This is a genomic window from Bradyrhizobium sp. USDA 4452, assembly GCF_054063575.1.
Window position 1 is genome coordinate 3,709,541 of sequence record NZ_JBSSGK010000001.1, and the last position, 10,522, is coordinate 3,720,062.

Annotated in this window: 10 protein-coding genes; 6 read left to right on the plus strand and 4 right to left on the minus strand. The window is 57.1% G+C overall.

The genetic code is table 11. The annotated features are described in order from the left end of the window. Positions 1 to 525: 525 nt before the first annotated feature. Positions 526 to 2,526, plus strand: coding sequence for a prolyl oligopeptidase family serine peptidase (locus ACVISU_RS17845; protein ID WP_456707790.1), 2,001 nt, complete (start codon positions 526 to 528; stop codon positions 2,524 to 2,526). 12 nt (positions 2,527 to 2,538) lie between these two features. Here ACVISU_RS17845 and ACVISU_RS17850 read toward each other — a convergent pair whose 3' ends face one another. The 4 genes from ACVISU_RS17850 to ACVISU_RS17865 form a co-directional block, all read right to left on the minus strand. Then, positions 2,539 to 3,303 carry an SAM-dependent methyltransferase gene (locus ACVISU_RS17850; RefSeq protein ID WP_456707791.1) on the minus strand — a complete coding sequence of 255 codons (765 nt, stop codon included), beginning with the start codon at positions 3,301 to 3,303 and terminating at the stop codon, positions 2,539 to 2,541. 54 nt (positions 3,304 to 3,357) lie between these two features. After that, the gene (locus ACVISU_RS17855) at positions 3,358 to 3,600 is read right to left on the minus strand and encodes a hypothetical protein (protein ID WP_225649414.1); all 243 of its coding nucleotides are present in this window, start codon (positions 3,598 to 3,600) and stop codon (positions 3,358 to 3,360) included. A 106-nt stretch (positions 3,601 to 3,706) separates the two neighbouring features. Further along, entirely contained in the window at positions 3,707 to 4,507 is an 801-nt protein-coding gene (locus tag ACVISU_RS17860; protein WP_456707792.1) for a TauD/TfdA family dioxygenase, read from the minus strand. 158 nt (positions 4,508 to 4,665) lie between these two features. Next, entirely contained in the window at positions 4,666 to 5,700 is a 1,035-nt protein-coding gene (locus ACVISU_RS17865; RefSeq protein ID WP_456707793.1) for an SAM-dependent methyltransferase, read from the minus strand. A gap of 253 nt (positions 5,701 to 5,953) precedes the next feature. Here ACVISU_RS17865 and ACVISU_RS17870 point away from each other — a divergent pair, with 253 nt between their 5' ends. From ACVISU_RS17870 to ACVISU_RS17890, 5 genes are all read left to right on the plus strand, one after another. Continuing rightward, positions 5,954 to 6,205, plus strand: a complete 252-nt coding sequence (locus ACVISU_RS17870; protein ID WP_456707794.1) for a hypothetical protein — start codon at positions 5,954 to 5,956, stop codon at positions 6,203 to 6,205. A gap of 928 nt (positions 6,206 to 7,133) precedes the next feature. After that, a complete protein-coding gene (locus ACVISU_RS17875) occupies positions 7,134 to 7,316 on the plus strand; it encodes a hypothetical protein (protein WP_456707795.1) in 183 nt (60 codons plus the stop codon). A 113-nt stretch (positions 7,317 to 7,429) separates the two neighbouring features. Beyond that, entirely contained in the window at positions 7,430 to 8,353 is a 924-nt protein-coding gene (locus tag ACVISU_RS17880; protein ID WP_456707796.1) for a radical SAM protein, read from the plus strand. A gap of 136 nt (positions 8,354 to 8,489) precedes the next feature. Beyond that, the gene (locus ACVISU_RS17885) at positions 8,490 to 9,269 is read left to right on the plus strand and encodes a DUF4097 family beta strand repeat-containing protein (RefSeq protein WP_456707797.1); all 780 of its coding nucleotides are present in this window, start codon (positions 8,490 to 8,492) and stop codon (positions 9,267 to 9,269) included. A gap of 717 nt (positions 9,270 to 9,986) precedes the next feature. Beyond that, positions 9,987 to 10,196: a hypothetical protein gene (locus ACVISU_RS17890; RefSeq protein WP_456707798.1), complete on the plus strand. Its 210-nt coding sequence runs from the start codon at positions 9,987 to 9,989 to the stop codon at positions 10,194 to 10,196. The last annotated feature ends 326 nt before the right edge of the window (positions 10,197 to 10,522 follow it).

Below are 10,522 nucleotides of genomic sequence, written 5' to 3' on the forward strand. Positions count from 1 at the left end.
GAAGCCTGAGGAAATACTTAGCTCATGAGGGCTTCGAGCCGCTTTGCGGCCTCGCGAATGAAATAGTCTCTGACTTCAGCGCGGGATAAATTTGTCGGCGCGCATGCGGACCTCAGCCATCGATCGGCATTTCGGTTCCTCGAAGAGCGCGTCTAGATACTCGTCCGCGTAGGCTTTGTTTTCGATTTTGAATGATCCAACTGACATGAGGCTTTTCACTCCGTAATCGTCGATCTTACCCCTAGCAGGCTTCGAGCGCATTCGATAGCGTCGAACGAAATTCGGCTCCTAGGTGTTGCCTTTTGCTCGCCGCCTTGATTTGATCCAGAACGACGTTCGGATCTGACACTACCACCGGGCTGAACGCAGCAAGTCCGAGCGTTGTCTCAAGCAAGCCACGCAAGAGCGAGGGGACTATTCTAGCCGATGCGTCCCTTCGCCAGGGTGGATTTATCAGGCCCCTTGACTGTGCTCGCAGCGCGTCTACAGTTCGTGGTAGGTACGCATGCAGACGGGCTTCGAGTTATGGCCCAGCGAAGTGGGCACAAGAGCGCCGACGAGTTTTCCTGGATGCGCGACGTCTCCGACCCGCGTTTTCTTCTCTTCCTCCAGGAAGAGAACGCGCGTCTTGCGGCGGCCATGGCTCCGGCGCGCGCCATTGAGCAAGAAATCTTCGAGGAGATCGCTTCTCGATCCCCGCGTTCGGACGAGACCGTACCCTACAGATATGGGGAGTACGAGTATCGCTTTGTCTACCCCGAAGGCGCGGAATATCCCCGATTCGAGCGTGCGCATTCCCGCATCCCAGAGGCCCGCGAAACAATTCTCGACTACGCCGCTATCGCAGCGTCTCACGCATCGTGCGACATCCAGGTTTGCGTGGATCGGCGTTCCAGCCTGCTCGCATTTGCCATCGATGTCACCGGCGAGCGGCTGTATACGATTCGCTTCAAGGATCTCACTACGGGCGCCGTCCTGCCGCAAGCGATCAGCGGCGCGTCCGGAAATATGGTCTTGTCGAAGGACGGGGAGGTTTTGTTCTATACCGAACTCGACTCCCAGACTTTGCGCTGGCGGCGGGTAAAGCGCTATCGGATCGGTGCGGCTCCGGAGAGCGCCGAGACAGTCTATGATGAGACAGATGAGGCTTTTTCGTGCTCCATTTATCCTGCGAAAGGGGATGATTTCGTCTTCATACGCAGCAGTTCGGGCGATGAGGACGAGGTCCGTTTTGTGCCGGGGGATGACATCCTTGGGCCGGCGCGTCTCGTTGCGCCGCGCCGGCCAAAATGCGAATATGAGGTTCAATTCGATGGCGTTGCTTTCGTTATCCGCACGAATGATGATGCCCCCGATTTTCGTTTGATGCGCGCCTCGCGCGCCGTTGAGGAAACCCATGCTTGGCGTCCATTTTGGGCGCCCGACCCTGGATCCTATCTTGAGGATTTCGAGGTGCTGCAAGGCACCGTTGCTGTGACTGAGCGCGTTGACGGCGCGATGCGCGGACGGATCATTTCGATCGGAAGCGAAATCGAAAGGGAATTCCCGCCTTCGCGTGAGCCAGCCTCGATCGCTTTCAAGGACAATGTTGAGCTCGATGCCAGAGCCGTCCGATTTGAATGGGCAACTTATACCGATTTTCCCCGTATCTGTGAACTCGATCTCGTCTCGGGAGAGACCAGAGTGCTGAAGCACGAGAAAGCGGCGGGAAACTTCGACCAAAACGACTACGCTGCGGAGGAGCATCGCGTCGACCGTCCCGACGGTGCGCGCGTTCCGCTGACCATCCTGTCTCGCAAGAGCGACTGTGGACAGCCAGGCCCCACCCTCGTCTACGGTTACGGCGCCTATGGCTTCAGCATCGACCCGTATCTCTGGTTGCCGCGCTTCAGCTTGATTGATCGCGGATTTCGGATCGCGATCGCGCATGTGCGCGGTGGCGGCGAACTCGGCCGCGTCTGGCACAAAGCGGGCCGCCGGCGGACCAAGACCACGAGCATCGCCGATTTTATCGCCTGCGCCGAATACACGCGAGAGATCGGGCTCGCTTCGAGTATCTACGCCATGGGCGAGAGCGCCGGCGGCGTGCTCGTCGGCGGGGCTCTAAATGCGCGGCCAGATTTATTTCGTGCCGCTGTTACCATCGCGCCGTTTGTCGACTTGCTCAACTCACTTTCCGATCCGACGATTCCGCTCACTACAACAGACTACGACGAGTGGGGCGATCCGAATGACCCCATAGACCGCCGCTGCATTCTTTCGTACGCGCCCTATGAGAAACTCCAGCCTCAACCTTATCCGCACGTGCTCGCGCTCGCGCGCCTGCATGACACGCAGGTAGCAGTCTGGGAGCCGGCTAAGTGGATAGCACGCATGCGAACGATGTCGACCGGAAGCGGCATGCAGTTTCTAAAGACTGAGTTTGACACAGGACACATGGGCCGTTCGGGCCGGTATGAGCAGTTCCGAGACATCGCGACGGCTTACGCCTTCTTGATCGGCATTGAACGCAGCCTGATCGGCTGAAGGCGGTCGCGCTCACGCGATACCAAAGCGCGCAAGATGCTCTCTATTCACCAAGCCCTCGCGGAGTGGCGGGACGTAGAGCGTGGCGAGGCCAAGATCGTGCTCGGGCAAGTCGCGTAGCGGCGTCTCAAGAATTTTCGGCGATGACACCGAGAACAGCGCGGCTTGATACACGATCACCGGATGGTCGGCGCCATAAGACCTCTCCAATACCTCGGTAAGGATGCGTACATTCTTCTTCGGCTGGCGGTTACGCGAGAAAGTCGAAAGGCCGATGCAGCCAACTTGCCAGAGAACGAGCATGCTCGTTACGTCCGGCTCATAGCCGCGCATGAGGAAGTCCGTCGCCTCGAAGGATTGGCAGCCGTATTCGGCAGGGTCGATAAGAACATCCGAAACGAGACAATCTTGGGCTGAGATACCCGGCAGCATACGCGCCTGATGACCTTCCGCCCGAGCCGTCCGAATGCAGCGATGCGCAACGTCGACAAAGATACCCGGATGACCTTCGAATGAGACGCAGACCTTCAGACCCGAGCGCACGTACGAGAGAATCAGCCCCGCCATCGCATTGTACGTCAGCATCCGATCTTTTCCCTCTTCGTAAAGCACGTCGAGGCACTCCGCTGACTTCGCGTTGCGCACCACCCAATCGATTGTTAGCGGCTCGCCGGCTCCATAGAGCACTTTGTCGGCAAGCCGGATTGCGGCCGCCGCTTCCGTAGTCATATGAGCGAGCGATTTAATCCCGCTTCCAACCACAGTTAAGCAACCCATCAGTCGGCACTCCCTGAGAGAAGGCGCGCGACGGGGTTCGCCGTCGCGCCAAGGTCAAACTCCAAAGCGAATGCGGATATTGCGTATGCGAATTACGCGGAAAGCTGCCTGCGCAGCGTCCTGAGCGCCAAGCTGACGCATGATGCGTTCCTCGTCACCACTCTTGACAACCTCCTTCTCCTCACTAGTGAGGCCAGCAGCATCCATAGCAGCCTCTGGATCGTTCTCGAATTCGGTAAGCTTATTAGAATCGTCGTTGAGCCCGCGCAAAAACTCGTAAAGCTTCGATTCTGCCATGTTGGCTCTCCCGCATGATCAATCTTGAGTGGAGAAGTATGCCCTGCAACAAAGTCGCTTCAACTACCATATCTGGTAACAACACAAGTTGGCTGGCAAGCGTGAGCTAAATCAACCAGAGACGGAGATGATGGCGCGGAGTACATGGCACCTGCTTATTGTGGTATGCGCCCCGGCCATGCAGGACGACGCGGTTGTCGATCAAGAGCACGTCACCTGGAGAGAGCATAAGCTCGGCGACGAGCCCGGGTTCGGCAAGAGCCATTTCCAAAGCTCCAACCGCCTCGCGCTGTCGCGAATCGAGGCGCGCGTGAGCGATCTGGTGATAAAGATAGCGCAACCGAGTGCCGTCAGGATCGGAGCCGACGATCGCTACAGCGTCGAGCGCATCGTCACTAGCGTCAATCTGACGCTTCACGTCAAAAGGGACGGGGCGCCGCAGGTCCTCGACCAGATTGGGGCCGATCTTCGCGACACGTGCGAGCAGCGTCGCCGCACTAGCAAGCCGTACCGCGCCACCTTCCTCGGCGGCGCGGAAGCAGAGGAAAGCGAGGCGGCGCGGTGGGGCACGGCCGAAGGCATGATCGGTATGGCAGGGCAGGTTGTTCCAGCGGCGTCCGAGCGCAATTTGGTCGTCGCTGTGCATGCGACCGGACGTGTCCGAATCGACGACGTCGCAGAGGTAGGATCCTGACGCGTCCTGCGGGCACAAGCGCCCAAACCTCTTGGAAAGCATGATGTGGAGCAAGCGCGCAGCGCGAAAGGAAAGAGCCTCGACGGGGATGCGGCTGAGCAGCGCGAAACCGGGTCCCTGCGCCAGCGCCTGTTCAACTCTCGTGAAGAAAGCCGCATGCGCATCCTCGGCGTCAAGCACGAGATCGGAGCGAACGATCGCTGCCCAGTCCAAGGCGGAGACTTTTGCCAGAGGCGCGGGATCGATGAGAGGTAACGGAATCTCAAATCGCCAAACCTCCGGACGAGCTCTGATAAGGGCGTCCCATAGAGCGCCCTCGGAGAAACTGCAACACTTCTGCTTCACGCAGCCAGGAGCCGCCCGCTCGCTGGTCACAGGTGCGGCTCCGGCTCGACCGTGTTGCCCACGACGATCAGGAAACGCGGATCGACACCCCAGGGCGGCATGTGCGTATCCCTTTCAAGTTCGTCGGCAGATATGCCGAGGCGGCGCGCCATATCGAGGTCGACTGGCGGCTCTGCCGCCGGTGGGATGAACAGCGTCCCGGCGGTTCTGTAGCGCCGCAGTGTCTCGTGCAATTCGCCGATTTTTATCGGCCAAACCTTCGAGCGGCCGATCGGCAGGACGGGCGCATGGTAGAGATACGCAAAGTGACCAGCGTCATAATAGCGTAGGAGGCTCTCGACGAGGAGCGGCACATGCGCGCCGCTGTAGCCCTCGCTCTGATAGCTGGCCTCGCCGACGCAATCGACCTGCCATAAAATAACGGCGCAGCTTGGATCAAGCTTGTGGCCGAAGACGAGCCACTCGCTCGCCTCAAAGGACAGGCAGCCGTGCTGAGCCGGATCGATGCCGAGGTCAGCATAAAGGCAGGCCTCCGCAGAGATGGCTGGTTGCATGAAGGCGCGATACCCCTCGCGCCGGGCGCGCTTGACGGCCTCATGTGACGGCGAAACAAAGACGCCCGGATGGCCATAGAACGCCGCCGCGACCGTCTTGCCTTGGCGAACCGGCTTGAGCATGCTCTCAACCATCTCCTCGTAGGTGGTCCGCCGATCCTTGCCATCCGCGTAGAAGCGCGAGAGATCTTCAGCGTCTGGGCGCAGCTCAAGCAGCCAGTCACGGGTTAGTGGCTCGGAGACGCAGAACATGATCACGTCGGAACTCTTGATCCGCGTGATCGCCTCTCGAATCAACTGCCGTCCTCCTTGGATTCCGGTGCCGATGATAGCCAGGACGCCAAGTTTGGTTGGTGCAGACATGATCGGCGCTCCGATGTAGACAGCTGTCGCCGTGAGAACAGGAAAGACTAAAAACTCCGAGGCGCCACTCTTTTCGAGGCTCGCGCCCTCCATGCCCTTGATAACCGCAATTGCGATTTCGACTCGAAGCACCACGATCGCCATCGTGGCCTCGCCTCAGGAGTTTGGGCGCCCACCCTACACCGCGGGCTGCGCGAATTGAATTAACCTCGATCCTTTTGATCGTTCTTGGCTCCACTGGTGCCAGATTGTGTCCCCGAAACGATCCGCGAGACACCTACCAGAATTGGTCGGACGCCGGGAGAAATGCGCAACTTCGGGCACATCCGCGGAAGGGGCTGCGGCCATTCGACCGTCATCAGATTGCGCTGAAACCGATGCGGTATAAAATAGACGCATGAATGCAACGCCCAACGGAGCTCAGGAGAGTCTCGATTTCATCATCCAGCTCATGGCGACGAAGGCAGATATCGCCGCGCTCGACACTCGGTTGGAACGAGTGGAAGATCTGCTGGAGCGGGTGGAAGATCGGCTGGTACAAGTGGAAGGTCGGATGGACAAGGTGGGGGAGAAGCTGGTTCGCATCGACGAAAGGCTCCTAAACATCGAGCAGGAACTCAGAGTCATTCGTACCGATCTTGTATCTTGAGAACGAAAGTCGAGAACATCGATGGCTATCGCTTGGAGATCGACCATGCGCTCGAACGCATCGCGGTTATCGAAAAGCATCTGGGGATCCGAAGCAAACTGGCTACCTAGCACAGGCTGGGCAACTGACCCTCGTGCGGCATAACCCCCAGTCTATGGTTCGGACACCGCTTCCGTATCATGCGGTGATGCCTCCCACCGGCGGCCAGGTCTCGCCCGAACAACTCGAAGAACTCCGCCGCCTATACAAAGAGGCCTCAGGAGAAGAGATCACTACTGCTGAAGCGACCGATATGGCTCATCGTCTCCTCGCGCTTTATAGACTCCTCTCGCGGCCCTTGCCGAGCGAGATCGAGAAGCCACCTCCTTCGCCACAGCCTTCGGATCAAAGCGCTGCCGGAGAACGCTGATGTTTTGCAAGATGCGCTGCCCGGCCTCAGGCTACTCATCAGTATGAGCAGATTTGCACACTGTAATTGCGATATCGATCAATCCACTGATGCATCTGAACGGCTCGCCATTCGCCGTATTCGTTCGACACCCTGACCGTCTCAACATTAGTGACGAAGCGTCCCACATATTCCGTTCGCGGCTCCCAGTGACAAACCTCGCGCAACCGCGAGTAATCCCCGGGCTCGTAGGGTTGCGCTATTGTGGGGGGATTAGTTGTCACAACTCGGTTTCCGTTAGAGTAGTTCGGCAGGTTGTGTATCCTTGACCCACTCTATCGACGTCTCAACCTACCATTACGAGGATCCTTGCTGGCACCCCAAGGATCGGATTGCACGGAATCCCAACGTAGCTCTGATCCCCTCGATTCAGGTAGTAGCACGCTTCGGTGCATGAGCCTACGATGTTCCATCGAACACATAAATTACACCTGCGTTTTGGACGCGCATTATCGGGAAATTCACAATAGGGAGTTACAAATGGCTACCTCGGAAAACAAGATCGACCTCAATAAAATCCCAGTCGACTGGATCACGATCGATCCGAAGGGAGAAATAATCATAAAGGACAAAAAATTCGCAGAACATGTGAAAGAATCTATTGGCGAAGTACGCCGCGGGGGGCGCGCTGCACTTAATAACGGCGGCTGCCAGTGCAACTAACGGCGGCTGCGAGTGCAGCAGCTAAAAGCGCTTTAATTCGTCGTAAGGCGGAAGGCTTGCAAGCGCAAGCCTTCTATTATTCTCAACTATGAGATTCGTGTCGGAAAACGATAATGAGCAGTTTTTCCGTCACACTTCTGCTTACAGAGAAATGCAATTTACGTTGTGACTATTGTTACGAACGCTACGAGTACAAAGGCTCCGACGAGCGCCAAGCAGATCTGATAAAAAATTTCTTCGGGGTGCTGTCGCATAAATACGACAGCGTAGATGTTTCGTTTTTCGGCGGGGAACCCATGCTCGCCTTCCACCGCATGAGAGAAATACTGGCGCACAATTCAGAGTTGAATTGCGCCTTTTCTTATTCGCTCACGTCGAACGGAACAATGTTGACGCTCACGAAACTACAGGAGCTGCTCGATGAGGATCTCGTCCAATTCCAGATTACTCTGGATGGATGGAAAGACTCTCACGACAAGGCTAGACACACGAAAATCGGCGACGGGACCTTCAACCTCATATATGAAAATCTCCTCTCCTATCGAAAAGCGGTCGGAGATTTTACGAGCGTAATTCGTGTCAATGCTTCGCCGACCAATGCGGACGATATAGGCCGGTTGGCGGAAAACATCGCGAAGGATTTCGGAGACGACCCTCGGTTCAAGACTTTCATCAGACCTGTCGGCAAGTGGGGCGGGACGAATGATGATGATCTTGCCGTGCTCGATCGTAAAACATACCGCGAGATCGAGGAATCCTTCTATCGAATCGTTCGGGACACGATGCATTGGAGGATCGACACGGAGTTATGTTACGCGGCCATGCCCAATCACCTGCTGGTTTATCCAGACGGCCGCCTGGGGAAATGCACTGTCGGTCTTCACGACGCGCTCAATGATATCGGCCGTATTCGAGAAGACGGCGGAATACTGGTCGATTCGGAGAAGTTCTCATTTTGGTCGCGCGGGTTGATGACCGGAAATGAAGAGCAGAAAGCATGTCCCTATTGGGCGCCGGGCGAGGCTCCGTCGAGTTGATATGCTGTCCCTTCGGCTATCGCCCGCTCGAGAGGTGGAAGAGCGCGGCGTCGATGTCGATCGGGGGCGGTCGAATACGCGCCCTCGAATATTCGAACAGAAAATGTCGGTCGATTCTATCTTTTGAGGTATGATCATGACGACCATCAACGTCCCTCAAAACCTGCCGAAAAGCGTATCTTTGCCACAGGGAGCCAAAATCAGCGTGCCTGCGGCTTCGGCAAATATAACAATTCATTCAAAACCGACAAACGAGCTGACAGTAAGCTGGCGGTTGCAGACCGGAGACGCCAGCTTCGTGAGAGCCGAAATCCAGACGAACGGGGATGCTGTGATCAACTGCAGCATACAAAATCGGCAGCCGCCGACATTCATCGACCTGCAACTGGACGTTCCCGCCAACTCGCCGTTGACGATCAAGACGAGCGGCGGCTCGATCTCCTTGGATAAGGCTGATGCGACCGTCGATGCACAGACCAGCGGTGGCGCAATCGAGATCGGCGAGGGAGCCGCCGACCTGACGCTTCACACGAGTGGCGGACGAATTACCGTAGGTTCGGCCGGTAGAGTCGGCGGTCGAATAGACGCAAACACCTATGGAGGGAATATCGATTTGCATTCTGTTTCAGGAAGTATACCCAATGCCCGAACGTCAGGCGGAAATATCGCGGTGGAACTCCTCGACCCGCAGCCCGTCGCGACGCTCCAGACAAGCGGCGGCAACATAACGGTTCAAGTGCCGGATTCGGCGAGCTTCCAGTTGCATGCGCGCACTTCAGGAGGGAACGTGCATATAGATAGCGTATTATATCCAGGCGGTTATGACCATCAAGGGTCTTATGATGGCTCGATCCATGGCGGCGCCGGAGGAAATATTTCAGCGGTCACTTCAGGAGGCAATATAACCATCCGATGAGCCTCCGAGAAACTGAATCGCGGCGGCGTCGCGGAAGATGGGCGAAGCCCAACCGAGATGACGCCTGCCCATCGTCGGGTATATCTCGTTGTGAGAAATTCCCGGTTCCCGCGGGCGTGGCACATCTTATTCGAGAATTCGATGCCGCTCGTCGGCGAACTGTTTCGTCGCTGACGCCGCCGCCGTGCGCGGCCGGAGGGCCTTCGACCATTCTCAGGCCGCACGCGTAAGCCTCGGCATGAACCTTCGCGCGGAATGTCCGTTCCTGGCGCATTGGCGAAATTCAAACTGCCCCACTATCAGCCGGTGAGACAGCTTGACTGTTCAGATAACGGCCACAACCGCCAGCGACAGCTGCCGCAGGCGCTCCAGCAGCTGGACCGCCAGCAGCGAGTGGCCGCCTAGTGGCTCTTCACAGTGATTTTGACGCGTTGAGTTCAGGCGGTCAGATTAACTCCGGCAGAGTTTTGGGATCGACGAGGAGTTCGATACTGCGAGCCGTCCGAGCCCTTCCCGAATCCGGCCCAACGTCCGGTCGATCGTCGCCGCGCTCATCGAAAGCAGCTTGCCGCGGATCGACGACGTTGGGATCGAACCGCTCCGGGCCCCAGCAAAGTTGCCAATTTGGCAATTTCTACCCGCATTCGCGACAGGATTATTGGCGCGCAACCCAATTACGGTCGGCGATGAAGTATCTCTGGTGTACAATTTCTAAGTATGGAATGGCTGACGAACAATCGTAACAGCGGCAAAAGGAAAAATTACATCGGATTGATAATATGCGCCGCTTCCTTTGCCGCAGGTGGAGTGAGCGCCCAACTCGGTCAGCGATATGTTGTGTCGCTTCTTTTTGGATTTGCAGTCGGCGCGGTCACCGGCCTCGGATACAACATGTTTGCAAAAATGAACAACCGCAGCCCATGCTGAAGTTTTCTGACGTACTATCTTGGATCTATCCTTGGTAGCTCGTTTGCCAGAGACCATGCACCGGCTCCGCGCTCTATAAGCTTCCTTCGCAACCTTTACTCGGCAAGGTCCAGAAGCCTTCTCCTTTGCGATCTGGGTTATGGTGGCGACGTGATGAACCTTGTTGACGTACGTGGTCACGCCGCTCGAGCGGAGAACGCCGAGCGTTCGAACAATTGTTGAACCCCGTTGAGCGGGAAATTGATCCACAAAAAACGCCCTCAAGAAGGAGGGCGTGAACGTCCGAGTGGAACCGGGAAAAGTGCTAGAGGCAGACCGAAAGCGAT